General features: G+C 63.5%; 28 protein-coding genes. 15 read left to right on the forward strand and 13 right to left on the reverse strand.

The window, feature by feature from the left end; translation table 11 throughout:
* Positions 1-101 precede the first annotated feature (101 nt).
* Positions 102-1,661: a sigma-54-dependent transcriptional regulator gene (locus tag AC2CGW_RS01570; protein WP_186666494.1), complete on the reverse strand. Its 1,560-nt coding sequence runs from the start codon at positions 1,659-1,661 to the stop codon at positions 102-104.
* A gap of 255 nt (positions 1,662-1,916) precedes the next feature.
* Between AC2CGW_RS01570 and phhA the strand changes: the two genes are divergently transcribed.
* The 4 genes from phhA to AC2CGW_RS01590 all read left to right on the forward strand — a co-directional run bounded on the left by phhA (position 1,917) and on the right by AC2CGW_RS01590 (position 4,731).
* Positions 1,917-2,702 (forward strand): phenylalanine 4-monooxygenase, encoded by a 786-nt coding sequence (gene phhA, locus AC2CGW_RS01575; RefSeq protein ID WP_186710978.1) that lies wholly within the window; start codon positions 1,917-1,919, stop codon positions 2,700-2,702.
* 39 nt (positions 2,703-2,741) lie between these two features.
* On the forward strand, positions 2,742-3,098 hold the full coding sequence (locus AC2CGW_RS01580; RefSeq protein ID WP_186666497.1) for a 4a-hydroxytetrahydrobiopterin dehydratase: 357 nt from the start codon (positions 2,742-2,744) through the stop codon (positions 3,096-3,098).
* Between the two features lie 218 nt (positions 3,099-3,316).
* Complete coding sequence (locus AC2CGW_RS01585; protein ID WP_256093873.1) at positions 3,317-3,445, forward strand: hypothetical protein; 129 nt, start codon at positions 3,317-3,319, stop codon at positions 3,443-3,445.
* 92 nt (positions 3,446-3,537) lie between these two features.
* The gene (locus AC2CGW_RS01590; protein ID WP_186666498.1) at positions 3,538-4,731 is read left to right on the forward strand and encodes an MFS transporter; all 1,194 of its coding nucleotides are present in this window, start codon (positions 3,538-3,540) and stop codon (positions 4,729-4,731) included.
* A gap of 48 nt (positions 4,732-4,779) precedes the next feature.
* On the opposite strand, the gene ydiJ is transcribed toward AC2CGW_RS01590, so the two are convergent.
* Complete coding sequence (ydiJ, locus tag AC2CGW_RS01595) at positions 4,780-7,800, reverse strand: D-2-hydroxyglutarate dehydrogenase YdiJ (protein WP_484573675.1); 3,021 nt, start codon at positions 7,798-7,800, stop codon at positions 4,780-4,782.
* Positions 7,801-7,974: 174 nt separating this feature from the next.
* Here ydiJ and AC2CGW_RS01600 point away from each other — a divergent pair, with 174 nt between their 5' ends.
* Positions 7,975-8,859, forward strand: a complete 885-nt coding sequence (locus tag AC2CGW_RS01600) for a LysR substrate-binding domain-containing protein (RefSeq protein WP_186666499.1) — start codon at positions 7,975-7,977, stop codon at positions 8,857-8,859.
* Positions 8,860-8,973: 114 nt separating this feature from the next.
* On the opposite strand, the gene AC2CGW_RS01605 is transcribed toward AC2CGW_RS01600, so the two are convergent.
* The 6 genes from AC2CGW_RS01605 to AC2CGW_RS01630 all read right to left on the reverse strand — a co-directional run bounded on the left by AC2CGW_RS01605 (position 8,974) and on the right by AC2CGW_RS01630 (position 15,365).
* Positions 8,974-10,395 (reverse strand): amino acid permease, encoded by a 1,422-nt coding sequence (locus AC2CGW_RS01605; RefSeq protein ID WP_186666500.1) that lies wholly within the window; start codon positions 10,393-10,395, stop codon positions 8,974-8,976.
* A 648-nt stretch (positions 10,396-11,043) separates the two neighbouring features.
* The gene (rluB, locus tag AC2CGW_RS01610) at positions 11,044-12,126 is read right to left on the reverse strand and encodes a 23S rRNA pseudouridine(2605) synthase RluB (RefSeq protein WP_186666501.1); all 1,083 of its coding nucleotides are present in this window, start codon (positions 12,124-12,126) and stop codon (positions 11,044-11,046) included.
* A 149-nt stretch (positions 12,127-12,275) separates the two neighbouring features.
* Positions 12,276-13,043 carry an SMC-Scp complex subunit ScpB gene (scpB, locus tag AC2CGW_RS01615; protein ID WP_186719089.1) on the reverse strand — a complete coding sequence of 256 codons (768 nt, stop codon included), beginning with the start codon at positions 13,041-13,043 and terminating at the stop codon, positions 12,276-12,278.
* Between the two features lie 15 nt (positions 13,044-13,058).
* Complete coding sequence (locus tag AC2CGW_RS01620) at positions 13,059-13,757, reverse strand: segregation and condensation protein A (protein WP_484573676.1); 699 nt, start codon at positions 13,755-13,757, stop codon at positions 13,059-13,061.
* Between the two features lie 104 nt (positions 13,758-13,861).
* Positions 13,862-14,491 (reverse strand): L-threonylcarbamoyladenylate synthase, encoded by a 630-nt coding sequence (locus AC2CGW_RS01625; protein ID WP_081255296.1) that lies wholly within the window; start codon positions 14,489-14,491, stop codon positions 13,862-13,864.
* Between the two features lie 13 nt (positions 14,492-14,504).
* Positions 14,505-15,365: a PHP domain-containing protein gene (locus AC2CGW_RS01630; protein WP_186666505.1), complete on the reverse strand. Its 861-nt coding sequence runs from the start codon at positions 15,363-15,365 to the stop codon at positions 14,505-14,507.
* Positions 15,366-15,432: 67 nt separating this feature from the next.
* Here AC2CGW_RS01630 and AC2CGW_RS01635 point away from each other — a divergent pair, with 67 nt between their 5' ends.
* From AC2CGW_RS01635 to AC2CGW_RS01650, 4 genes are all read left to right on the forward strand, one after another.
* Positions 15,433-16,029: a septation protein A gene (locus tag AC2CGW_RS01635; protein ID WP_186666507.1), complete on the forward strand. Its 597-nt coding sequence runs from the start codon at positions 15,433-15,435 to the stop codon at positions 16,027-16,029.
* A 1-nt stretch (position 16,030) separates the two neighbouring features.
* Positions 16,031-16,330 carry a YciI family protein gene (locus AC2CGW_RS01640; protein ID WP_186666509.1) on the forward strand — a complete coding sequence of 100 codons (300 nt, stop codon included), beginning with the start codon at positions 16,031-16,033 and terminating at the stop codon, positions 16,328-16,330.
* Positions 16,331-16,477: 147 nt separating this feature from the next.
* Positions 16,478-16,852 carry an SH3 domain-containing protein gene (locus AC2CGW_RS01645; protein WP_411384492.1) on the forward strand — a complete coding sequence of 125 codons (375 nt, stop codon included), beginning with the start codon at positions 16,478-16,480 and terminating at the stop codon, positions 16,850-16,852.
* 7 nt (positions 16,853-16,859) lie between these two features.
* Positions 16,860-17,537, forward strand: coding sequence for a response regulator transcription factor (locus tag AC2CGW_RS01650; protein ID WP_054891952.1), 678 nt, complete (start codon positions 16,860-16,862; stop codon positions 17,535-17,537).
* A 35-nt stretch (positions 17,538-17,572) separates the two neighbouring features.
* Here the strand turns inward: AC2CGW_RS01650 and AC2CGW_RS01655 are convergent, their stop codons facing one another.
* The gene (locus AC2CGW_RS01655; protein ID WP_186666513.1) at positions 17,573-17,788 is read right to left on the reverse strand and encodes a DUF1127 domain-containing protein; all 216 of its coding nucleotides are present in this window, start codon (positions 17,786-17,788) and stop codon (positions 17,573-17,575) included.
* 96 nt (positions 17,789-17,884) lie between these two features.
* On the opposite strand from AC2CGW_RS01655, the gene AC2CGW_RS01660 reads away from it, so the two are divergent.
* Positions 17,885-18,736, forward strand: a complete 852-nt coding sequence (locus AC2CGW_RS01660; protein ID WP_186666515.1) for a LysR family transcriptional regulator — start codon at positions 17,885-17,887, stop codon at positions 18,734-18,736.
* A gap of 6 nt (positions 18,737-18,742) precedes the next feature.
* Here AC2CGW_RS01660 and AC2CGW_RS01665 read toward each other — a convergent pair whose 3' ends face one another.
* Complete coding sequence (locus AC2CGW_RS01665) at positions 18,743-19,492, reverse strand: sulfite exporter TauE/SafE family protein (RefSeq protein ID WP_186666678.1); 750 nt, start codon at positions 19,490-19,492, stop codon at positions 18,743-18,745.
* A gap of 116 nt (positions 19,493-19,608) precedes the next feature.
* Here AC2CGW_RS01665 and AC2CGW_RS01670 point away from each other — a divergent pair, with 116 nt between their 5' ends.
* The 3 genes from AC2CGW_RS01670 to AC2CGW_RS01680 all read left to right on the forward strand — a co-directional run bounded on the left by AC2CGW_RS01670 (position 19,609) and on the right by AC2CGW_RS01680 (position 21,631).
* Complete coding sequence (locus AC2CGW_RS01670; RefSeq protein WP_186666517.1) at positions 19,609-20,562, forward strand: LysR family transcriptional regulator; 954 nt, start codon at positions 19,609-19,611, stop codon at positions 20,560-20,562.
* A gap of 57 nt (positions 20,563-20,619) precedes the next feature.
* On the forward strand, positions 20,620-21,075 hold the full coding sequence (locus tag AC2CGW_RS01675; RefSeq protein WP_484573412.1) for a MarR family winged helix-turn-helix transcriptional regulator: 456 nt from the start codon (positions 20,620-20,622) through the stop codon (positions 21,073-21,075).
* A gap of 127 nt (positions 21,076-21,202) precedes the next feature.
* Complete coding sequence (locus AC2CGW_RS01680; RefSeq protein WP_484573413.1) at positions 21,203-21,631, forward strand: organic hydroperoxide resistance protein; 429 nt, start codon at positions 21,203-21,205, stop codon at positions 21,629-21,631.
* Positions 21,632-21,690: 59 nt separating this feature from the next.
* Here the strand turns inward: AC2CGW_RS01680 and efp are convergent, their stop codons facing one another.
* Positions 21,691-22,260 carry an elongation factor P gene (efp, locus tag AC2CGW_RS01685; protein ID WP_028691737.1) on the reverse strand — a complete coding sequence of 190 codons (570 nt, stop codon included), beginning with the start codon at positions 22,258-22,260 and terminating at the stop codon, positions 21,691-21,693.
* A 48-nt stretch (positions 22,261-22,308) separates the two neighbouring features.
* On the reverse strand, positions 22,309-23,439 hold the full coding sequence (gene earP / locus AC2CGW_RS01690; protein WP_484573414.1) for an elongation factor P maturation arginine rhamnosyltransferase EarP: 1,131 nt from the start codon (positions 23,437-23,439) through the stop codon (positions 22,309-22,311).
* A gap of 143 nt (positions 23,440-23,582) precedes the next feature.
* Here earP and AC2CGW_RS01695 point away from each other — a divergent pair, with 143 nt between their 5' ends.
* Both AC2CGW_RS01695 and AC2CGW_RS01700 read left to right on the forward strand, forming a co-directional pair.
* Positions 23,583-23,969 (forward strand): hypothetical protein, encoded by a 387-nt coding sequence (locus tag AC2CGW_RS01695; protein ID WP_484573415.1) that lies wholly within the window; start codon positions 23,583-23,585, stop codon positions 23,967-23,969.
* Between the two features lie 2 nt (positions 23,970-23,971).
* Positions 23,972-24,454, forward strand: coding sequence for a GreA/GreB family elongation factor (locus AC2CGW_RS01700; RefSeq protein WP_426352001.1), 483 nt, complete (start codon positions 23,972-23,974; stop codon positions 24,452-24,454).
* Between the two features lie 9 nt (positions 24,455-24,463).
* On the opposite strand, the gene AC2CGW_RS01705 is transcribed toward AC2CGW_RS01700, so the two are convergent.
* Positions 24,464-25,396: a LysR family transcriptional regulator gene (locus AC2CGW_RS01705; RefSeq protein ID WP_186711669.1), complete on the reverse strand. Its 933-nt coding sequence runs from the start codon at positions 25,394-25,396 to the stop codon at positions 24,464-24,466.
* Positions 25,397-25,441 lie beyond the last annotated feature (45 nt).

Below are 25,441 nucleotides of genomic sequence, written 5' to 3' on the forward strand. Positions count from 1 at the left end.
GCCAAGGCCCGCTCCCTTCGGCCGATCTCGATACTTCTGTGGGAGCGGGCTTGCCCGCGAAAACAACACCGTCGATTAGATGTTCTTTACTCGGACCTTCTTCAATCCACCGACTTGCCCAACGAATACTCCCGCAACTTGTTGGCAATCGTGGTATGGGAAACACCCAGTCTTTTCCCCAGTGCCCGACTAGTTGGAAACTCCGCCATCAAACTTTCCAACACCGCTTTTTCAAAGCGCCCGACGATTTGCGCAAGTTCCCCTTCCAGCGAAAACTCACCCAGGGGTTGTCGCGCCCCATAATCCGGCAGGCGTATATGTTCGCCCTTGACCACGCCGCCCTCGCATAACGACACGGCCTGGAACAATACGTTTTCCAGTTGCCGGACATTGCCCGGCCAGTGATATTGACTCAACTTGTCCATCGCCGCCGGCGCCAGACGTGGCAACGCACAGCCGATCTGCCGACTGGCCTGGTCGAGGAAGTGCTGCGCCAGCCCCTCCAGCCCATCCATGCACTCACGCAGTGGCGGAATGTGCAACGACAGCACGTTGAGCCGGTGATAGAGGTCTTGGCGGAATTCGCCCCGCGCGCACAGCTCCGACAAATCGACCTGGGTGGCGCAGATCACTCGCACATCGAGATAGACCTCCTCATCGCTGCCGACCCGACGAAAACAGCCGTCCTGCAGAAAGCGCAGCAACTTCACCTGCAAGCGCGGGCTCATCTCCCCCACCCCGTCCAGAAACAGCGTGCCGCCCGCGGTCAACTCCAGCAGCCCCAGCTTGCCCTCGGCCCGCGCCCCCTCGAACGCACCAGGGCCATAGCCGAACAGCTCGGTCTCGGCCATCGACTCCGGCAACCCTGCGCAGTTGAGTGCCATCAGCGGCGCCTGTCCACGCGGGCTGGCCAGGTGACAGGCACGGGCCAGCAACTCCTTGCCGGTGCCGGTTTCCCCCTCGATCAGCAGCGGCGCATCCAGCGGCGCCATGCGCCGCGCCTCGCGCACTACCGAGGCCATCACCCGTGAACTCTGGAAGATGCTGTCGAAACCACGCAGCTCCTGCTTGCGCACGTTGTAGATGCGCTCGCCGATGCGATCGGCGCGGTGCAAGGTCAGCACCGCGCCGGCCAGGGCTTCGCTGTCGTCATGTTCGGACTGCAAGGGCGCGATATCGGCCAGGAACACGTCACCCTTGACCTTGATGCGCAATCCGTTGATCCGCGATTTGTTGGCCCGGACCAGCTCCGGCAGGTCGAAATCCTCGACATAGCGCGCCAGCGGCAGCCCCGGCACCTCATCGACGCGCACCCCGAGCAAATGGGCTGCAGCACGGTTGGCTGCGACGATGCTGCCTCCCATGTCGACCGACAACACCGGAAACTCCAGCGCCCCGAGCAACGCATTGAGCTCCATGTGCCGCCGCTCGCTGGGCATCAGGCCGACGCGCTTGACCCCGAACACCCCGGCGATGGCCTCGAATTTCGGACGCAAGGCCTGGAACTGCAGGTTGATCAGGTTTGGGCAGTGCAGGTAGATGGCGTTGCCATGGTCGCCGCCGACCTCGCCACGCAACACGTTGATGCCGTACTCCACCAACAGGTTGAGGATGTCGCGCAGGATGCCGATGCGGTTCTGGCAATGGACTTTGATACGCATGGAAGGCCCCGAGGCAGCCGACTTTTTCATCGGTGCGCAGAAAATTCGTAAAGATAAGCTGACAGAAATACCTTGGCTATCAGCGTGATTCCCTTGATTTTCCGGGATAACCCTAAAATTGTAAAATTATCGTTACAGAAACACTCTACCTCCTGCTTCTTCCCTGTCAGGTAGGCCAGTGCAAAACCGCCGCCGGAGGGCTATTCCTAGGGCACGCCCCACCCATAACAAGAAAGCCCTCACCAGGAGAGCTCCATGAAACAGACGCAATACGTGGCCCGCGAGCCCGATGCGCAGGGTTTTATCGACTACCCGCAGCAAGAGCACGCCGTGTGGAACACTCTGATCACCCGCCAACTGAAAGTGATCGAGGGCCGCGCGTGCCAGGAATACCTGGACGGTATCGACCAGCTCAAGCTGCCCCATGACCGCATCCCGCAACTGGGCGAAGTCAACAAGGTACTGGGCGCCACCACAGGCTGGCAGGTCGCCCGCGTGCCGGCGCTGATCCCCTTCCAGACCTTCTTCGAACTGCTGGCCAGCAAGCGTTTCCCGGTCGCCACCTTCATCCGCACCCCGGAGGAGCTGGACTACCTGCAGGAACCGGACATCTTCCACGAGATCTTCGGCCACTGCCCCCTGCTGACCAACCCCTGGTTCGCCGAATTCACCCACACTTATGGCAAGCTCGGCCTGGCGGCCACCAAGGAACAACGGGTGTACCTGGCGCGCCTGTACTGGATGACCATCGAGTTCGGCCTGATGGAAACCGCCCAGGGCCGCAAGATCTATGGCGGCGGCATCCTCTCGTCACCGAAAGAGACCGTCTACAGCCTGTCCAGCGAGCCCGAGCACCAGGTGTTCGACCCGATCGAAGCCATGCGTACGCCCTACCGGATCGATATCCTGCAGCCGGTGTACTTTGTCCTGCCGAACATGAAACGCCTGTTCGACCTGGCCCACGAAGACATCATGGGCATGGTCCAGCACGCCATGCAGCTGGGTCTGCACGCGCCGAAATTCCCACCCAAGGCGGCCTGAGCCGCCTTACCGACAACAACTCGAAAGCGGAAAACCTCCATGAATGCCTTGAACCAAGCCCACTGCGAAGCCTGCCGCGCCGACGCCCCGAAGGTCAGCGACGAAGAGCTGGCCGAATTGATCCGCGAGATCCCGGACTGGAGCGTTGAAGTGCGCGACGGTCACATGGAACTGGAGCGCGTGTTCCTGTTCAAGAACTTCAAGCACGCCCTGGCGTTCACCAACGCCGTCGGCGAAATCGCCGAAGCCGAGGGCCATCACCCTGGCCTGCTCACCGAGTGGGGCAAGGTCACCGTGACCTGGTGGAGCCACTCGATCAAGGGGCTGCACCGCAACGATTTCATAATGTGCGCACGCACCGACAAGGTGGCCGAGACGGCTGAAGGGCGCAAGTAACGCCCGGCAGATCGCGCCGAACCGTCCGCAGCGGTTCGGCGCGAATGCATTCCCGGCAGAACCCAAGCGAACATCGTCCGCTATTCGCCCGCAAATCGACCGGCGAACAGGAAAATTTATAAACTGTCATCCAGACTGCTGTATCCTGCCCCGGCTTTGCAAAAGCTTCCACTGCGCTACGCGCCGCCTTTTCACTCACACTTGCGAGGAACGACGAGATGCATGAAATCCCGAATCTTCCCTTCCCAAGCCTGAACCCCGAAGAGCAAACCGTTACCGCCCACGCCGCCGAGCCGGCACCTGCTTCGCAGGAAGGTGACGATCAATCCAGCGCCGATCAGGAATAACCGCGCATCCCCACCGACCGTGTGAAAACGGCTGACCTGCGGCTACCCCCCGTCATCGCGTTTTCACACAGTCCAGAACCTCGAAGGCCCCCATGCCCGACTCACCGCGCCCTCTTGCGGTCACCCTGCAAGTCGTCTCCATCGTTCTCTTCACCTTCATCGGCTACCTGAACATCGGCATCCCCCTTGCCGTACTGCCCAGCTATGTGCACAACGACCTGGGTTTCAGCGCCGTGCTCGCAGGCCTGGTCATCAGCGTGCAGTACCTGGCAACCCTGCTCAGCCGCCCGACCGCCAGCCGTATCATCGACAACCTCGGTAGCAAGAAGGCGGTAATGTGGGGCCTGTTCGGCTGCGGCCTGAGCGGGGTGTTCATGCTGGCCTGCAGCTTCCTCACCCACCTGCCCTGGCTGAGCCTCACCTGCCTGCTCATCGGGCGCCTGGTACTGGGCAGCGCGGAAAGCCTCGTGGGCTCGGGTTCGATCGGCTGGGGCATCGGCCGCGTCGGCGCCGAACACACCGCCAAGGTCATCTCCTGGAATGGCATCGCCAGCTATGGTGCGCTGGCCGTCGGCGCACCGCTGGGGGTGCTGATGGTCAAGGGCCTGGGGCTGTGGAGCATGGGTGCGAGCATCATTCTGCTGGGCGTTCTTGGCCTGGCACTGGCCTGGCCCAAGCAGGCCGCGCCGGTGGTGGCGGGCAAGCGCCTGCCCTTCCTGCAGGTGCTGGGCAAGGTGTTCCCGCATGGTTCGGGGCTGGCGCTGGGCTCGATCGGCTTCGGCACCATCGCGACCTTCATCACCCTCTACTACGCCAGCCGCAACTGGCCAGATGCGGCGCTGACCCTGAGCCTGTTCGGCGCCAGCTTCATCTGCGCACGCCTGCTGTTCGGCAATCTGATCAACCGCATCGGCGGTTTTCGCGTGGCCATCGCCTGCCTGTCGGTGGAAACCCTGGGGCTGTTGATGCTGTGGCTGGCACCCAACGCCCAGCTGGCCTTGGTGGGCGCGGCCTTGAGCGGCTTCGGCTTCTCGCTGGTGTTCCCGGCACTGGGGGTGGAAGCGGTGAACCAGGTGTCGGCAGCCAACCGTGGCGCGGCGGTCGGCGCCTATTCGCTGTTCATCGACCTGTCGCTGGGGATCACCGGGCCACTGGTGGGCGCGGTGGCCTCAGGGTTCGGCTTCAGGTCGATCTTCCTGTTTGCCGCCGGGGCGGCGATGTGCGGGCTGGTATTGAGCCTGTACCTGTACCGCCAGGCACGGCTCGGACGGGAGCAGCACGGCTGAAGGTTGCGCTGGCCTCTTCACGGACTTGCCCGCGAAGAGGCCGCGAGATCAGCGCACCACGTACTGCAACACCACCTCCAGCGGATGGCGCAGCTGCTTCTCGGTCATGCGCTTGACCTGGCTGCGGCACGAATAACCGGTTGCCAACGCCTCACCCTCCTTGTCCAGCTTGGTCGCCCACGACTGCTCGAAGATGGTCTTCGAAGCCTGCTGGTTGCGTGCCTCGTGCCCGTAGGTCCCGGACATCCCGCAACATCCGGTGGCCTCGGTGGAAAGCTTCAGCCCCATCCGCGCGAAGACCTGCTCCCACTGCCGGGTGCTGGCCGGGACGTTGGTCTTCTCGGTGCAGTGCGCCATCAGGCGGAAGCTGCCACCCTGCCCTGCGGCCTGTTCGGGCAGCGCCTCCATCAGCCATTCCTGCGGCAACAACACCGTCGGACAGCCTTGCAGGCCGTCGACCTTCTGGTATTCCTGGCGATAGACCAGGGTCATCGCCGGGTCCAGCCCCACCAGCTGCACACCGCAATCCGCCAGGACCTTGAGCTGCCGGCCATTGCGAATCGCCGCCTTGGCGAAGGCACCAAGGAAACCCTGCACGTGCAGCGGCTTGCCGTTGGCGCTGTAGGGCGCCAGGAACACCTTGTAGCCCAGCCGGTGGGCCAGCTCGATGAACGAAGCCAGCAGCGGCGTCTCGAAGTACCGCGTGAAAGCGTCCTGCACCAGCACGATGCTGCGCTCGCGCTGGGCCGGGGTCAGCTCGCGCAGGGCGGGCACACTGGCCACACCCACACGGCAGCGGGTCAGGGTGGACTGGAAATTGAAGCGGCTGATCAGTGGGCTGTCGACCATCCCGACCTTGTCAGCCAGCAGACGGCTGACCCACTTCGACCCCATCACCGCGTTATACACGCCCGGCACATGGGCCAGGTACGGAATGGTGAACTCCAGCGAGCCGATCAGATAATCACGCAGCGGGCGCTGGTAGCGACCGTGGTAGAGCTCGAGGAAGCGTGAACGGAAGTCCGGTACGTTGACCTTGATCGGGCACTGCCCCGCGCACGACTTGCACGCCAGGCAGCCGGCCATGGCGTCGTACACCTCGTGAGAGAAGTCCTCCTGGCCCTGACGCTGGGCCCGCAGGTTGCCCAGGCGCTTGGGCAGGCCCTTGATCCACGACGCCTTGCGCTGCGCCGAGGCCAGCACATCGATGTTGGCCTCGCCCTGCAGGCGCAGCCATTCACGGATCAGCGAAGCGCGCCCCTTGGGTGAATGGCGGCGCTCGCGGGTGGCCTTCCACGACGGGCACATGGCGTCGTTGGGGTCATAGTTGTAGCAGGCGCCGTTGCCGTTGCAGTGCACGGCGCTGCCGAAGCTCTGCCACACGCGCTCGTCGATGTTTCGGTCCAGGTCGCCACGCAGGGTGACACCATCGACCGGCGTCAGGCCCTCGGCGCTGTCTGGCGGCGTGCAGATCTTGCCCGGATTGAGCTGGTTGTACGGGTCGAATGCACCCTTGAGCCGCTGCAGGGCCGGATACAGCTCACCGAAGTACTCCGGCACGTATTCCGAACGCAACCCTTTGCCATGCTCGCCCCAGAGCAAACCACCATAGCGCTTGGTCAGCGCCGCCACCGCATCGGAGATCGGCTTGACCAACGCGGCCTGGGCGGGGTCTTTCATGTCCAGCGCCGGACGCACGTGCAGCACGCCGGCATCGACATGACCGAACATGCCATAGGCCAGGCCATGGCCATCGAGCAGCGCACGGAATTCGGCGATGTAGTCGGCCAACTGCTCCGGCGGTACCGCGGTATCTTCCACGAACGGCTGCGGCCGCACCTCGCCTTCGACGTTGCCGAGCAAACCGACCGAACGCTTGCGCATGGTGTAGACGCGCGTCACGGCCTCGGCGCCCTCGGCGAGGGTGTGGCCCAACCGCTCGACGCTGGTATCGCTGCGCAGGTGTTCGACGAACGCCTCGACACGGGCATTGACCTCAGCCGGCTCGTCGCCACAGAACTCGACCAGGTTGATACCCAGGGTCGGGCGCTCGGCGTCGGCGGGGAAGTACTCGGCGACGCTGTGCCAGACGATATCCTTCATCGCCAGCATCAGTACCTTGGAGTCGACGGTCTCGATCGACAGAGGCTTGTGCGCCATCAACGCATTGGCATCACGCAGGGCGTCCATGAAGCTGGTGTAACGCACGTTGACCAACACCGCGTATTTCGGGATCGGCAGTACATTGAGCTTGGCCTCGACCACGTAGCCCAACGAACCTTCGGCACCGCACAGCACGCTGTTGAGGTTGAAGCGGCCCTCTTCGTCGCGCAGGTGCGCAAGGTCGTAACCGGTCAGGCAACGGTTTAGCTTGGGGAAGGTGTTCTCGATCAGCTCGCCTTGGGTCTGCTGGATCTCGCGGGCCATGCGATAGACCTCGCCGACCCGGCCAGGTGCGGCGCAGGCCTGCTCCAGCGCAGCGTCGTCGATCGGCAGGCTGTGCAGGCGTTCGCCACCGAGCAGCACGCTGTGCAGCTCGAGCACATGGTCACGGGTCTTGCCGTAGGTGCAACTGCCCTGGCCGCTGGCATCGGTATTGATCATGCCGCCGACCGTGGCGCGGTTGGAGGTCGACAGCTCAGGGGCGAAGAACAGCCCGTGCGGCTTGAGCGCAGCGTTGAGCTGATCCTTCACCACACCGGCCTGCACCCGCACCCACCGCTCCTGGGTGTTGATTTCGAGGATGGTGTTCATGTGCCGCGACAGGTCGACGACGATGCCGTCGGTCAATGACTGGCCGTTGGTCCCTGTACCACCGCCGCGCGGGGTCAGTTTGACCTGGCGAAAACGCGGCTCGGCCATCAACGTGGCGACGCGTGCCACGTCGTCAGCGTCGAGCGGGAAGACGGCCGCCTGGGGCAGGCGCTGATAGATCGAGTTGTCGGTGGCCAGCACCGTACGGGTGCCGTAGTCGGCGCTGATCTGGCCACGGAAGCCGCTGGCGCTCAGGGCTTCGAGGAATTCGGGGTAGCCGGCGGCAGGCGCACGGACAGGCAACTGGGCGATCATCGAAGGATGGCCTCTTGTATGGGCAGGTTCACGGTCTGGCATCACCCGGCGGGCGACGCTCTGTTGCTCAGCCGGCATGAATAACTCAGAGCCGGATGACGAGTAGGCCAATGTTCCTGTACTTTCCAGCCGAGGGCAAACGGATAATCCTGCCGCTATCGATGAGTTTCATGAATGAATTACCGCCACCTGACCCCATCGATGTCCTTGCTGCTGGCGTTCGAGGCCGCTGCCCGGCATGAAAGCTACACCCGCGCGGCCGTCGAGCTGTCACTGACCCAGAGCGCCGTCAGCCGCCAGGTCCAGGCGCTGGAGCAGCAACTGGGCCTGACCTTGTTCCGCCGCGAGGGGCGCCAGGTGCAATTGACCGATGTCGGGCGCCTGTACCAGCGCGAGTTGAGCGAAGCCCTCGGGCGCATTCGCAGCGCCACGCTGCAGGCCCTCGCCTATCAGTCCGGGGTAGGCACCCTGCGCCTGGCGACACTTCCCACCTTCGGTTCGAAATGGCTGCTGCCGCGCCTGAACGCGTTCTACAGCGCGCATCCCGGGATGCTGGTGCACATCCATTCACGCATCGAGGCGATAAACTTCGACACCAGCGAGATCGATGCCGCCATCGGCGTGGCCAGCCACGACCTGCCCGGCCTGATCTGCCATCGATTGCATGCCGAGGAACTGGTGGTGATCCTGCCGCCGCAGGCTGCGGGCGCAGCTGACACATGGACGCCGGCACGGATCAGCGAAGAGTTGCTGCTCAATGTCGCCAACAACCCGCATGCCTGGGGCGAATGGTTTTCTCATCACGGCCTGGCGCACCGCGCCATGCGGCTGGGGCCGAGCTTCGAGCTGACATCGCACCTGATCCAGGCAGTACGCGCCGGGATCGGCATCGGCCTGGTGCCGAGGATTCTGGTGGCCGAGGAGTTGGCCAAGGGCGAGCTGTTCAGCCCGGGCGAGGCGTTCGCCAGCCAGCGCAGCTATTACCTGATCTACCCGCCGCGCAACGAGGCGCTGCCCTCTCTCAGGGCGTTTCGCGGGTGGTTGTTGGAGCAGATTTAGCGGTTGCCTGGTTGGGCGCTTTCGCGGGCAAGCCCGCTCCCACAGGGCCCGAGCAGACAACAAAAAACCCGGCACCAGCCCCTGGCACCGGGTTTCCCGAATCAAGCTACCGGCTTACTTGGCCACGCTACCCGCCGCAGTACCCGCCTGCGCCATGCGCTTGCTCTTGATCACATAGAACACATACATCACCACCAGCCACACCGGAATCGCATAGACCGAAATCTGGATCCCCGGGATCTGCAGCATGATGCCCAGGATCAGCACCACGAAGGCCAGGCACAGGTAGTTGCCGTACGGGTACCACAGCGCCTTGAACAGCGGCTTCTGGCCGGTACGGTCAAGGTGCTGGCGGAACTTGAGGTGCGAGTAGCTGATCATCGCCCAGTTGATCACCAGCGCCGCGACCACCAGCGACATCAGCAACTCCAGGGCATGCTGCGGCATGAAGTAGTTGAGCAGCACGGCAATCAGGGTGAACGCTGCCGACGCCAGGATCGCCCGCACCGGCACGCCACGACGGTCGATCTTCGCCAGGCCCGCCGGGGCATCGCCCTGGTCGGCCATGCCGTAGAGCATGCGCGCATTGCAGTAGGTGCCGCTGTTGTACACCGACAGTGCCGCGGTCAGTACCACGAAGTTCAGCAGGTGCGCCGCGACATCACTGCCCAGCAGCGAGAACACCTGGACGAACGGGCTGCTGCCATAGCTACCACCCGACGCATCGATGCTGGCCACCAGGCTGTCCCACGGGGTCAGCGACAGCAGCACAACCAAGGCGCCGATGTAGAAGATCAGGATGCGGTAGATGACCTGGTTGATCGCCTTCGGGATCACGGTCTTGGGCTTGTCGGCCTCGGCGGCGGTGAAGCCGAGCATTTCCAGGCCACCGAAGGAGAACATGATGATCGCCAGCGCCATCACCAATCCGCTCACGCCATTGGGGAAGAAACCACCATGGCTCCACAGGTTGGCCACCGAGGCGTCCGGGCCGCCACTGCCGCTGGTGAGCAGGTACGCGCCCAGGGCGATCATGCCGACGATGGCGGCCACCTTGATGATCGCGAACCAGAACTCGGCCTCGCCGAACACCTTGACGTTCATCAGGTTGATCGCGTTGATCAGCAGGAAGAAGCCCGCCGCCGTCACCCAGGTCGGGATTTCCGGCCACCAGTAGTGGACGTACTTGCCGACGGCGGACAACTCCGACATGCCCACCAGGATGTAAAGCACCCAGCAGTTCCAGCCCGACAGGAACCCGGCAAAGCCGCCCCAATACTTGTGGGCAAAGTGGCTGAAGGAGCCGGCCACGGGCTCTTCGACGATCATCTCGCCGAGCTGGCGCATGATCATGAAGGCGATGAAGCCGCAGATGGCGTAGCCAAGGATCATCGAGGGCCCGGCGGATTTCATCACCCCGGCCGAGCCGAGGAACAGGCCGGTACCGATGGCGCCCCCCAGGGCGATCAGCTGGATATGGCGGTTCTTCAAGCCACGCTTGAGTTCGCCTGACGGCTGCGAATTGTGTCCACTCATGAACGAAGTCACCTGCTTGTTTTTATCTGTGACGGAATCGGACCCGCCGCGCTCGTGGCACAGCGGAATGAGGCAAGGTGGTTACCTTGGGTTCCCGGACCCTGGCGCCGCGCCTGGCACGGAGCCTGGGGCGGATCAGCCGGGAGTCGGCGAGAATGCGTGGTACGCGAGGGGGTCACAGGTAAAACGCGGCGCATTGTATACCCCTGCGAGCGCGCAGGCGTCAACGCGTTGCGTCGTTTCCTCGAGAAAAAACGCAGCGGTCCTGGGGCAAGGGCCATCAATGGCGTAGTGATCGGCGTACATGGCGCCTCCATTTGTTGTTGTGTAGGCCCGACTGCAGGAGTGGGCTGATGCACTTGGCAATGTCCGTCATATCAGCGCGGGACGGGGCTTTGGGCAATAGCGCGAATGGCCGATGGAAGGCTCTGCGGCGCGGCATGCGGCAAGATCTGTTTACACCAGCCTGGAAGGCAGGAAACCGAACGGTAATCCCGGCAGATTCCGTATAAATTTCGTTACAAGATGGTTCAAATACTTTCCAGCATGACAAAAAACGCTTCCTGTTCAGCAGCTTGAAGGCTCGCACTTTTCGACCAGGCACAAAAAAGCCAGCCCGAAGGCTGGCCCTTTTACCGCCACATGCGATCAACCACGCGGTTTACCGCGACCACGGCCGGCTGGTTTGTCGCCTTCCGCACGCGCAGGACGCTTGCGCATCTCGCTAGGACGTTCGGCAACGGCGCTGCCGCGGCTACCCTTGCGCGGCGCTTCCTCACGTGCCGGACGCGCCGGGCGCTCGCTGGCCGCGCGTGGCTGACGCTCGCCGGCGTCCTTGGCGGGGCGCAGGTCACGCACGCGCTCGCCACGACCCATGGGGCGCGTGGACTTGCGCTGCAGACGCTCGAGCTTGTCCTTGGCCTTGAGGTTGAGGGTCGGCAGCGCCACCGGCTGCAGCCCGACTTCGGCAGCGAGGATGTCGATCTCGCCCTGGCTCATTTCACGCCAGCGGCCCATCGGCAGGTCGGAGTTGAGGAACACCGGGCCGAAACGCACGCGCTTCAGGCGGCTGACCACCATGCCCTGGGACTCCCACAGGCGACGCACCTCACGGTTGCGGCCTTCCATCACCACGCAATGGTACCAATGGTTGAAGCCTTCACCGCCCGGCGCCTTCTGGATATCGGTGAACTTGGCCGGGCCGTCCTCGAGCATCACGCCCGCCTTGAGGCGCTCGATCATCTCGTCGTCGACCTCGCCACGGACACGCACCGCGTACTCGCGGTCCATCTCATAGGAGGGGTGCATCAGGCGGTTGGCCAGTTCACCGTCGGTGGTGAACAGCAGCAAGCCCGTGGTGTTGATGTCGAGACGACCGATATTGATCCAGCGGCCTTCTTTCGGGCGCGGCAGGCGGTCGAACACGGTCGGACGGCCTTCCGGGTCATCACGGGTGCAGATCTCGCCGTCTGGCTTGTTGTACATGATGACGCGGCGGGTCGCCTCGGCGGCTTCCTCGCGCTTGATCAGCTTGCCGTCGACAGCGATGGCATCGTGCAGGTCGACGCGCTGGCCGAGGGTGGCCTCGACGCCGTTGACCTTGATGCGACCCTGGCTGATCCAGGCTTCGACGTCACGGCGTGAACCCACGCCGATGCGTGCCAGCACTTTCTGCAGCTTTTCGCCGGACGGCGGGGTGATCTGGGTTTCTTGCAGGTCTTTGTCACTCATCTGGGCACCTCCCGGTGTACGGTGTAGTGAAAGCGGTTTGGCGGCGAATGCGCCAAGGGGGCGCGCATTGTACGCGGTTCATGGGGCGGATGCATCGGGGTGATGAAGTTTTTCTGCTCGGCGGTTAGCCCGCAAAACGCCAGCGCAGATCAAGGCTTGTCCTCGTCCTCGACCACATCCTCTTCCTCGCGTAAATCATCAAAGTCGATCTTGAGCCCCTCTTCCATGGCATCCAGCTCCACCAGCAGGCTGCGGAAGCTGGTTTCCTCCTTCGGCTCACCCTCGCCCTCAAGCTCATCCTCGCCCAAGCTGGCATCGGCCAACGCCTGCAGGTGCGCGGGCACCGGCGCATCGTCCAGGTCGTCGAGCACAGGCTCTGGCTCCATCTCGCGCAGTTCGGCCAGCGGCGGCAACTCATCGAGGCTCTTGAGGTTGAAATGATCGAGGAACGCCTTGGTGGTGGCGAACATGGCCGGACGGCCCGGCACCTCGCGGTAGCCGACGATGCGGATCCACTCGCGCTCCATCAGGGTCTTGATGATGTTGCTGTTGACGGCCACCCCGCGCACGTCCTCGATCTCGCCCCGGGTGATCGGCTGGCGGTAGGCGATCAAGGCCATGGTTTCGAGCAGCGCACGGGAATAGCGCTGCGGGCGCTCCTCCCACAGGCGACCGACCCAGGGCGCGAAGTCCTCGCGAATCTGCAAGCGGTAGCCGCTGGCCACTTCCTTGAGCTCGAAGGCGCGGCCATTGCACGACTTGCCGAGCACCTCCAGGGCCTTCTTGAACACGGCCGGCGCCGGGCGCTCTGCCTCCTCGAACAACTCGAAGAGGCGCTCCAGGGACTGCGGCTTGCCAGAGGCCAGCAGAAAGGCCTCGATCAGCGACGCCAGGTCGCGGGGTTCGTTCAGGTTCATCGGCGCTCTTAACTGTCACTCGGCCCGGGCACGGACATGGATCGGGGTGAAAGGCTCATTCTGCACCAGTTCGATCAGCGATTCCTTCACCAGCTCGAGAATCGCCATGAAGGTGACCACCACGCCGAGCTTGCCCTCCTCGACGCTGAACAGCTCGATGAAGGGCACGAAGCCGCCGCCCTTCAGACGCTCGAGCACCTCGCTCATGCGCTCGCGGGTCGACAAGGTCTCGCGGGTGATCTGGTGGCTCTCGAACAAGTCGTTGCGGCGCATGACCTCGGCCATGGACAGCAGGATTTCTTCCAGCGCAACGTCGGGCAGCAGCTTACGTACCTTGGCCTGCGGCGCCTCCAACTGCGGCACCAGCACTTCGCGACCGATCCGCGGCAACTCATCGATGCCCTCGGCGGCAGCCTTGAAACGCTCGTACTCCTGCAGGCGGCGGATCAGTTCGGCGCGCGGATCGCCCTCTTCTTCCTCGACTTCACTGGAGCGCGGCAGCAGCATGCGCGACTTGATCTCGGCGAGCATCGCGGCCATCACCAGGTACTCGGCAGCCAGCTCCAGTCGCACCGACTTCATCAGCTCGACGTAGCCCATGTACTGCCGGGTGATCTCGGCCACGGGGATGTCGAGGATGTCGATGTTCTGCTTGCGGATCAGGTACAGCAGCAGGTCCAGCGGGCCCTCGAAGGCTTCGAGGAAGACCTCCAGGGCATCCGGGGGAATGTACAGATCAACCGGCATTTCGGTGAGGGCTTCACCGTAGACCAGCGCCAACTGCAGTTGCTGCGGCGCTTCGGGGGCCTGCACCTGGCTCACGCGTTGACCAAGAAGGGCGTGGGGTCGCCGCAGCCTTCGCGGATCAGCTGTGGCTCGTCACCGGACAGGTCGATGATGGTGGACGCCTTCAGGTCGCCGAAGCCACCGTCGATGACCAGATCGACGTGGTGCTCCAGGCGTTCGCGGATTTCGTAGGGATCGGTCATCGGCTCATCGTCGCCGGGCAGGATCAGGCTGACGCTCATCAACGGCTCGCCCAGTTCCGCGAGCAGCGCCAGGGTGATGCCATGGTCCGGCACGCGCAGGCCGATGGTACGGCGTTTTTCATGCAGCAACAGGCGCGGCACCTCGCGGGTCCCGTTGAGAATGAAGGTGTACGGGCCGGGGATATGGGCTTTGAGCAGGCGGAAGGTGCCGGTATCGACCTTGGCATACAACCCCAGCTGCGACATGTCGCAGCACATCAAGGTGAAATTGTGCGTTTTATTCAGGCCGCGCAGGCGCCGGACCCGCTCGATCGCCGCCTTGTCGCCGATCTGGCAACCCAAGGCGTATGCCGAGTCGGTCGGATACACCACCACCCCGCCCTTGCGGATGATCTCCACGGCCTGCTTGATCAGGCGCGCTTGCGGGTTCTCCGCATGAATCTGGAAGAATTGACTCACGTAATCGTCCTGTTCATACCGCCATAGGCTGTTCATGGCTGAATCGGCGCCACAGAGGTGGCAGGTCCTCGGGCAATGGCCGGTAGGCACCGATCTCGCCCCAGGTGCCGGGGCCGTGGAAGTCACTGCCAGCGCTTGCCAGCAGGCCGAACTCACGGGTAAGGATGGACATCGTGCCCACTTGCTCGGGCGGCATCATGCCATTGACCACTTCAAGCGCCTGCCCTCCCGCTTGAATATAGTCGGCGATCAGGCGTCTGCGCTTGCTGCGAGTCAGTTCGTAGTGCATGGGATGGGCCAGGCTCACCCAAGCGTTGGACTGGCGAAGGGTCCCGACAGTTTCCTCGAGCGTCGGCCAATGCAGCTTGACGTCGCCCAGCTTGCCGGCACCCAGCCATTTGCGGAACGCCTCACCGCGGTCCTTGACGTGCCCGGCGCGCACCAGGAACTCGGCGAAGTGCGGGCGCGCCGGGGCGTTGCCACTGTCACCCAGCTCCTGCTGTACGGCACGCGCGCCCTCGAGCGCATCCGGCATGCCCTTGCCCGCCAGACGCCTGGCGATATCCTCGGCGCGCAGCCAGCGACCACGGTGCAATTGCTCGATGGCCTCCAGCAGGGGCGGTGCATCGAGGGGGAAGTTGTAACCCAGCACATGGATGGTCGCCCCACCCCAGGTGCATGACAGCTCCACCCCGCTGACCCATTGCATGCCCAGGTCAAGACACGCCTGGCGCGCCTCGGGGAGCCCTTCGAGGGTGTCGTGATCGGTCAGCGCCAGCGTGCGCACCCCGTGCTCGTGGGCGCGGGCGACCAGTGCCGTGGGCGACAGGGCGCCGTCGGAGGCCGTGCTGTGACAGTGCAGATCAACATTCATGGAGGAGCGCTTTCGCCGGAATCGATGTTTGTTATTATGCCGTCACATCCCGCTTCTGGCTGCCACTGTGAAACAATTCATCGATTTCATCCCGCTGCTGCTGTTCTTCATCGTCTACAAGCTGGACCCGCGCCCGGTCGAGTTTGCCGGTCAAAGCTTTGAGTTCGGCGGTATCTACAGCGCCACGGCGATGCTCATCCTCAGCTCCGTGGTGGTCTACGGCGCGCTGTTCCTGCGCCATCGCAAGCTCGAAAAAGGCCAGTTGCTGACACTGGTGGCGTGCCTTGTCTTCGGTGGCCTCACCCTGGCCTTCCACAGCGAAACCTTCCTCAAATGGAAGGCGCCGGTGGTCAACTGGTTGTTCGCCCTGGCCTTCGCCGGCAGCCACTTCATCGGCGACCGGGTTCTGATCAAGCGCATCATGGGGCACGCACTGACACTCCCCGAAACGATCTGGAACCGCCTGAACGTCGCCTGGATCCTGTTCTTCCTGGTCTGCGGCGCAGCCAACCTGTTCGTCGCCTTCACGTTCCAGGAGTTCTGGGTCGACTTCAAGGTCTTCGGCAGCCTGGGCATGACCGTGATCTTCCTGGTGGCCCAGGGCGTGTACCTGTCGCGCCATCTGCACGACGCCGACCCTTCCACCTCCAAACCCAAGGATTGACATGCTCTACGCCATCATCGCCAGCGACGTCGCGAACTCCCTGGAAAAACGCCTGGCTGCCCGCCCTGCGCACATCGAGCGCCTGCAGCAACTCAAGGCCGAAGGTCGAGTGATCCTGGCCGGCCCGCATCCGGCCATCGACAGCAACGACCCGGGCGCTGCCGGTTTCACTGGCAGCCTGATCGTCGCCGAGTTCGACTCCCTTGCCGCCGCACAGGCCTGGGCCGACGCCGACCCGTACATCGCAGCAGGCGTGTACGAGAAGGTGGTAGTCAAACCGTTCAAGCAAGTGCTGCCCTGAGCCCGATCGTTTCTGTTCGCGTGCAAGCCGTGACGACGACTTGCACGCGAACAGGCCCAGGCAATCCACGGATTCATCTATTGCGACCTACTGCCGACAACCTTCTGAATCGAACAAGAATCAGGAGTTCCGATGCGCCAAGGTCCGATGTCCCTGCTGCTTTTCTGGCTGTTGCTGCTCTCTCCCCTCGCTCTCGCCGAACAACCTCTGTCGCTGGAAGCTGGCGCGCGCATCACCGAGCTGCAGCAGCGCCTGGAAGACAGCGAGAAACAGCGCGCTGCGCTGAGCAAACAGCTGCAAGATGCCGACAGCGCCCGGGAAAGCACCCAACTCGAACGCCTGCGCCAGGACAACCAGCGCCTGCAGGCTGCGGTGGAAAAACTGCAGGCCAGCAGCCCCCTGCACCTGCTTACCGACCAGCAGCAATGGTTCCTGATCGGATCGGTCGTTGCACTGTTGTCGGCAGTCTGCGGTATCTTAGCCAGCGGCGGACACAGAAGACGCCGACAATGGTTGAATTGAGTGAGTCATGAGCGAGCTGTTACTGATTGATGATGACCAGGAGTTGTGCGAGCTGCTCGGCAGCTGGCTGACCCAGGAAGGCTTTGCGGTCCGCGCCTGCCACGACGGCGAGAGCGCGCGACAGGCCCTGGCCGCCCACGCCCCGGCGGCGGTGGTGCTGGATGTAATGCTGCCCGATGGCAGCGGTCTGGAACTGCTCAAGCAACTGCGCAGCGACCACGCCGAACTGCCGGTGCTGATGCTGTCGGCCCGTGGCGAACCGCTGGACCGCATCCTGGGCCTGGAACTGGGTGCCGACGATTACCTGGCCAAACCCTGCGACCCGCGTGAGCTGACCGCTCGCTTGCGTGCCGTGCTGCGCCGCAGCCACCCGGCGGCGCCCAGCACCCAGATCGAGATCGGCGACCTGGCCTTCAGCCCCGTGCGCGGGGTGGTCAGCATCGATCAGCGCGAGATGAGCCTGACACTCTCCGAGAGCCGCATCCTCGAAGCACTGCTGCGTCAACCCGGCGAGCCATTGGACAAGCAGGAGCTGGCACAGATCGGCCTGGGCCGCAAACTGACGCTCTATGACCGCAGCCTGGACATGCACGTCAGCAACCTGCGCAAGAAGATCGGCCCCCACGCCGATGGCCGCCCCCGCATCGTCGCCCTGCGCAGCCGCGGCTACTACTACAGCCTGTAAACGCCGCGGGGCAGCCCTGCCCCGCAGCGACACCTTCATTTGCGCAATGGATCGTCCCAGAACGGGCGCTCCACCTCCTGCAGGGTATCCGCCCGACTCAACCCCAGATCGTGCAGCGCATCGTCGCTGAGGCTGGCCAATTGCCGCCGCTGGCGGTACAGCTGTTGCCAGCGCAGCAGTCGCTGAAGCGCCTGTGCAAGAAGTTGGCCCAAGGAGAAGGGGGTGTGCGTGACGCCGAAATGACCTTTCATCGTGAAGCCCTCCGTGTGAGTGGCTTCAGTCTCGCGCTGGGCTTAGGATCAATCCAACGAATGTTTCTTATGTCTTGCATCTGGAGAATTGATGCAATGTCCACTTACCAGAGTCTCGACGCCGAGGTCTTGCGCACCTTCGTCGCCATCGCCGAACAAGGCGGCTTCACCCGCGCCGGGGAGGTCGTCAACCGTACCCAGTCGGCAGTGAGCATGCAGATGAAACGCCTGGAGGAAGACATCCTCCAACGCCAGTTGTTCGAACGCGACGGACGCCAGGTGCGCCTGACCGCCGAGGGCCAGGTGCTGCTGGGTTACGCCCGGCGCATCCTCAAGCTGCACGGTGAGGTGTTCAACACCTTGCGCATGCCGCACATGGTCGGCGTGGTGCGCATCGGCACTCCAGACGACTACGCCATGCGCTTTCTGCCGGCGATTCTCGCCAGCTTCGCCTGCAGCTATCCGCTGATCCAGGTGGAGGTGCATTGCGAGCCATCGAAGCAGTTGATGCAGCGCCAGGACCTGGACCTGACCATCATCACCCGCGAGCCAGGTGCCGAGGTGGGCCAGCTGCTGCGTCAGGAGCGCCTGGTATGGGCAGCCGCCAAGGGCTTCTGCCCCCACGAACAGAGCCCGATGCCCCTGGCGATGTTCAACACCGACTGTTTCTGCCGCACCTGGGCCTGCAACGCCCTGGACCATCAGGGGATCGATTACCGCATCGCCTACACAAGCCCAAGCCTGGCGGCCATCTTTGCCATCGTCGGCGCAGGCCTGGCGGTTACAGCCCAGTTGCAGAGCCTCATCAGCGACCCTCTGTGCATCCTCGGCGAAGACCAGGGCCTGCCGCAGTTACCGGTGGCCAATGTGATGCTGCTGCGCAATGCGCAAAGCCACTCGCCGATCACCGACTGCATGGCCGACTACGTGATCGACGGCTTCAGGTAAACGCGATTACAGCTCCAGGCCCAGCATCACCGCACAGACAATCAGAAACACGCAGAACAGCGTACGCAGCACTTTCTCGGGCAACGCATGGGCCAGCTTCACGCCCCAGCTGATGCTGAGCAGACCGCCCACCGCCAGTGGAATACCGGCATGCCAGTCAACGCTGCCATGAACGCCATAGGTGAGCAGTGTCACCATGGTGCTCGGCGCCGCAAGCGCCAGCGACAGCCCCTGGGCCACCACCTGGGTGGTGCCGAACACGCTGGTCAGGATCGGCGTGGCCACTACCGCGCCGCCAACACCGAACAGCCCGCCCATGCTACCGGCGAAGCAACCCAGCACACCCAGCCAAGGCCAGGGATAACGCAACTGGCTGCTCGGCGGGCTGACCTTCATGAACATGCGTGCCACGTTCCACACCGCCAGCGCCACCAGGAACGCGACGAAACCCAGGCGCATGGAGTGCGCATCGAGCCCGACCGCCCAGATCGACCCCAGCCACGCAAAAATGAAACTGCACAGCGAAAGCGGCACCGCATGGCGCAGCTCGATGCGGTTGCGCTGATGGTAGCGCCACAGCGCCAGCAGCACGTTGGGCACTACCATCACCAACGCCGTGCCCTGGGCCAGTTGCTGGTCGAGACCGAACAGCACTCCCAGCGCGGGAATAGCAATCAACCCGCCGCCGATGCCGAACAGGCCACCCATGGTGCCCAGCGCCGCGCCTAAAACGATGTACATCACCCACTCGATCATCAGTGCCTCATCCGACAGCATTCTCAATCCAGGCATGCTACCCAGTGCAGGCTGGCGGGGAAACGCACAGCAGCGCACAATGGCTTTGCGTTTTACGCAAAAGCATGGGAAGGGTCATGAGTCCAGATATCCTCACCGAACAACTGAGTCTGTTTCTCGACGTGCTGGAAACCGGCAGCTTCTCTGCCGCCGCGCGTCGTCACCCCTTGACGCCTTCGGCAGTCGCACGACGCATCGACAACCTGGAAAACGCCGTGGGCAGCCGCCTGTTCGTGCGCAGCACCCATGCCGTGCGCCCGACCCCAGCGGGCAATGCCTTCGCCGAACGCGCCCGGCGCATCATCGAGGAACTGCGCCTGGCACGCGCTGAAGCGGTATCCCTGAGCAATGCACCGGAAGGCCTGATCCGCATGGATGCCCCGGCAGCCTTCGGACGCCGTCACCTGGCACCCGCGATCGCCGACTTCCTGGTGGCCTACCCCGGGCTCGATGTGCAACTGCGCCTGATCGACAGTTTCGTCGACATGCACGGCAGCCACCTGGGCGAGGTCGACCTGGTGCTGCGCGCAGGCACTCTGGCCGACACACGACTGGTCGCCACACCGCTGGCCTACATGGTGCGCATCGCCTGCGCCAGCCCGGCCTACCTGGCCGCGCGAGGGGTGCCTACCTGCCCCAGCGAGCTGCCGCAGCACGACGGCCTGGACTGGGATGGCCTTGCACCACCGTTCGCCTGGCGCTTCGCCGTCGATGGCCAAGTGCGCCTGTACCGCCCGGCACGCCTGCGTATGACCGCCAACAACGCCGAAACCCTGCTGTTCGGCGCCCTCGCCGGCCTCGGCATCGCCCATCTGCCCACCTGGCTGGTCAGCGAATACCTGCTACGGGGTGAACTGCTGCCGCTATTCTGCGAAAACGGCCTGCCCGAACCGGAAACCACCGGTATCTATGCACTCCGGCTCGAACATGAAACGAACTCTCGCAGCCGCTTGCTGCTCGAATTCCTCAAGAGCCGCTTCAGCCCGGTCCCTCCCTGGGACCTGGCGCTACGCAGTGGAATGCGTGGTTGATGAGCGCGCTAACGATCTGCGTGCTAGATTCTTAACTGAACTCATTCAAGGACTTGCATGAACGCCGACACCAAAGCCCCCTGCGACGAGCTGCTGCTGGACAACCAGGTGTGCTTCGCCCTGCACTCCACCTCGTTGCTGATGACCAAGGTCTACAAACCCTTGTTGCAGGCCCTGGGCCTCACCTACCCGCAATACCTGGCCATGCTCGTGCTGTGGGAGGAGGACGGCCTGACCGTAGGCGAAATCAGCCAGCGCCTGTTGACCGACCCCGGCTCGCTCACCCCGCTGCTCAAGCGCCTGGAAAGCGAAGGCCTGCTCAAGCGCACCCGCAGCCGCGACGATGAGCGCGTGGTGCTGGTGCAACTGACCGACAAGGGCCGTGATTTGCGCGATGAGGCCAGCAAGGTGCCGCACTGCATCCTGGAAGCCTCCGGGCGCACGGTGGAACGCTTGCAGAAGCTGCAGGCCGAACTGCTCGACCTGCGCGACAGCCTGCAAAAAAGCCTCTGAGGACTATGCTGTGAAAGCCTGTCGGACGAATGGTCGAAAATTTATCTTGCGCACTAAATGATTGCGCGCTAATTTAAACCCACACCCACCCAGCGCCAAGGCGCACAGCACACAAGCGAGGCTCAAGATGCAAAAGGTCACTCCCCTGTACATCGCAGAAGCAACCTCCACTGGCGGTCGCGACGGCAAATCCCGTTCCAGCGACGGCAAGCTCGAAGCCAAGCTGAGCACCCCTAAAGAGCTGGGTGGTGCTGGCGGTGAAGGCACCAACCCCGAGCAGCTGTTCGCTGCCGGCTACTCGGCCTGCTTCATCGGCGCGCTGAAGTTCGTTGCCGGCCAGGAAAAGAAAGCCCTGCCTGCCGACGCCTCGATCACCGCCAAGGTCGGTATCGGCCAGATCCCCGGTGGTTTCGGCCTGGACATCGACCTGCACATCAACCTGCCGGGCCTGGCCCAGGCAGATGCCGAAGGCCTGGTGGAGAAGGCGCACAAAGTCTGCCCATACTCCAACGCCACCCGCGGCAACGTCGATGTGCGCCTGCACGTGACGGTCTGAGTAAACGCCAGACACAAAAAACCCGGCCAAGGCCGGGTTTTTTGTGGGTCGCAAGAAGATTACTTCTTGGAACGGCCCTTGAAGCTGTTGTCGCGAGTGTCGATGTCGATCCACTCGTCGATCTGGATGAAGTCAGCTACCGAAATCTCGGTACCGTTCTTCAGCTTGGCAGGCTTCATGACCTTGCCCGAGGTATCGCCGCGAGCAGCGTTCTCGGTGTAGACAACCTGACGGCTGATGGTGGTCGGCAGTTCAACCGATACCAGGCGGCCTTCGAAGAAGACGGCTTCGCAGACATCTTCCATGCCTTCTTCGATGTACGGCAGAACGGCGTCGATGTCTTCGGCGTTCAGCTCGTACATGGTGTAGTCGGTGGTGTCCATGAAGGTGTACGAGTCACCGCTGATGAACGACAGGGTCGCTTCTTTGCGATCCAGGATCACGTCGTCCAGCTTGTCGTCCGCACCGTAGACGGTTTCGGTCTTGTAGCCGGTCAGCAGGTTCTTCAGCTTGGTCTTCATGATCGCGCTGTTACGGCCCGACTTGGTGAATTCCGCTTTCTGGACCAGCCACGGGTCGTTGTCGATCCGCAGTACGGTACCGGGTTTCAGCTCTTTACCAGTTTTCATTACGAAGTATCCGAATCTGGATGGATTTATAAAAATCGAGGCCGCATATCATATCCAATTTCGGTAAAACTGTACCAGCGCTGTGGCAAGGTCCGGCCGAGTGGCCTGTTCCAGACACCATTGCCGGGCGTGCGTCTGCAGTTGCGGCCAGTGTTTCAGCACCCCGCGCCAGGCCTCGCCCATGTCACGATCCATGTTCCAGGCACGCCACAACGCCACCAGCGCATCTGCGGCATCGTCCGACAGCCCCTGTCGATAGATCTTGAGAAAAGCCTCGAGCTTTTCCCAGTGAGCATTCTCCTCTTGCACGTAGATGTGCCACAGCAGAGGGCGCCCGGCCCACTGGGCACGCACGAAGGAATCCTCGCCGCGCACGGCATTGAAGTCGCAGCACCAGAGGATACGGTCGTAGTCGTCCTGGCTGACGAATGGCAGCACCTGCAAGGTCAGCGCCCCGCGCTGGCGCACCTCGCCCACGGCCAGTCGTTCACCCAGCCACGCATGCAGGTCGGACAGGATTCGACCTTCGGGGACCAACAGGTGGGTGGGCTGATCGTCTGCCGCCAGGGCTTCCAGCCAATGGCCCAACTGTGCGTTCTCGTAGGCGAACAACGACATCAGTCGCGCCTCGGGCGCAGGTTTCACGCCGAGGCCGGCAAGGAATGCCTTGCGCGCGGCAGCATCCTCCTCGAACGCAGCACGCTTGCCCAGCAGTTCGCCTTCACGCAGCAAGCCGCCGGTATTGGCGGTGAAGCCTGGGAAGAAAAACACTTTGCGCAGGCCATTGGGTTGTGGCGAAGGCAGCCCATGACAACCCTCGACCCAGTCCTCGGCGCTCAGGTATTCGAGGTTCAGCCACAATGCCGGTGTCGAGCGCTCGGCCAAGGCTTCGACATAGGCCGCCGGTAGTTGGCAACCGAAGGCACCGATCACCACCTCGGCGGTTTCGCATGCGGGCCAATCGACCGGCCAATGGCATACCTCGACGCCTCGCTGATATTGCCGCGCGGCCTGTGGATCAGCCTCCGGGCACAGGCGTGCGAACGCCTGCAGGTCGTCCACCCAAAGGCGCACGGTCAACGCATGCTCATCGGCGAGCTGGCGCCCCAGGCGCCAGGTGACGCCAATATCGCCGTAGTTGTCGACGACCGTGCAGAAAATGTCCCAGGTGGCTTTCACGACCACTCCCCTCGCAGCGCAGAAAACCATGGATTGTGCGGATAAACCGGCACCGACAAAAGCGCTACCCGCATCCGGCAATAAAACAAATCGCACAGCCATGCGACAATGGCCCCTCGATCGACCCCTGCCAGGAGGCCACGATGCCCCGTCGCCGCGAACTGAAGATCACCCTGAACCCTTTGCAGTTGATTGTCTGCGTGGCCCTCGGCCTGTGGCTCGGCGCCGTGGCCATCGCCCTGAGCCTGTGGCTGGCCTGGCAGTTGTGGCCGCAGCAGGTCGCACCACTGGCCCAGGCAGTGGCCCCGGCACGCACCGCCCCCGCCCCGGTTGCCCCGCCGCAACCGGCCGACGCGCAGCAGGCGATGTTCGAGCGCTACAAGGAGATCCTGAACACGCAGCAAGCCCAACAGGCCATCGAGGCCAACCCGCGCAACCTGAACAACCCCAAATGCCAGTTCTGGCTACAGCAGAACCGCAATGCACCGACCGACAAGAGCCAGGCCAACGTGCTGGAGTTCTGCCGCTGACCATGGACAAGCCAACCCTTCTCGCACGCATCATCGACACCCTCGAGCACGACATGGAGGTGCTGCGCCGCGCCGCCCAGACCGCCTACGAAACCGCCACTGCCGAAGAGAACATCGCCGAGAACAAGTACGACACCCTGGGGCTCGAAGCTTCCTACCTCGCCACCGGCCAGGCGCGTCGTACCGCGGAAATCCGCCAGGCGCTGCTGAGCTACCAGCAGTTGCTGCTGCGCGACTACGACCCGGCGCGGGGGATCCAGCTCAGCAACCGGGTAACGCTTGAAGACGAGCAAGGTCGCCAGCAGTTGCTGTTTCTCGGCCCCGAGGGCGCCGGACTGAAAATCGGCGAAGGCCCTGGACTGGTGACCGTGATCACCCCGCGCTCGCCGCTTGGCAAGCAGTTGATCGGCAAGAAACTCGATGACGAAGTAAGCCTGATGCTCGCCGGGGTGGCGCAGGTGCAGTTCGTAGTCGAAGTCGACTGACGGCAGGATTCAGACGCCTGCCATCGCATCGAACTGCTTCGCCAACCCCTGCGCCTCAAAACACGCCACCAGATAGTCGATGAACGCGCGGGTCTTGCCCGGCAGCAGCTTGCGCTCGGCGTAGTAGACGCTGACGCTGCCATCGTCCACATACCAGTCCGGCAACACCCTGCACAGGCGTTTGCTGGCGAAGTACGGCACGGCGAACGGCATGCTCACCAAGGCAATCCCCAACCCTTGCTCCGCCGCAGCACAGGCGGCATCCGAGTCGCTCATGGTCATCGCCTGGCGCAATTGCAGCGGGCGCTGCTCCTGGCTGCGGCTGGTCAGGGGCCAGGAACGCACTCGCCCGGTCTGCGGCGACCGGATCAGGATGCCGTCGTGCTGGGGTAGTTGTTCCGGCATCTGGATCGGCGCGTGCCGCTGCAGGTACTCAGGCGCCGCTACCAAGACCCGGTGTGCAGGCGCCAGCTTGCGCGCAACGACACCCGGCGGCAGGTCGAAGCCGCCGCCGATAGCGGCATCGAACCCTTGGCCGATGAGATCGACCTGGCGGTTGTCGAAATGCCAGTCCGCGGTGATTGCCGGGTATCGGCGCAGGAACTCCCCCAGCAACGGCAGCACGTACAAACGCCCGAACACGATGCCCATGCTGACCCGCAGCACCCCGGCCGGTTGGCCTTCGCTGCTGGCCAGGTTGGCGACGGCGTACTGGATGCTGCGAAAACTCTCGCTCACTTCACCGAGAAAGCGTTGCCCGGCCTCGGTCAGGGTCAACTTGCGCGTACTGCGCTGGAACAGGCGCACACCCAGACGGGACTCCAACTGGGCGACGTTCTTGCCCACCGCCGCAGGCGTGATCGACAAGCGCCGGGCGGCCTCGGCGAAGCTGCCGACCTCGGCACTGGTGATGAAGCACTCGAGGCTGCTGAAGGATTCCATGGGCGATTCCCAACCAGAAGTTCACTCTGACGATAGCGATTGCCA

It is taken from the genome of Pseudomonas sp. SYWMCR5 (genome assembly GCF_057197165.1).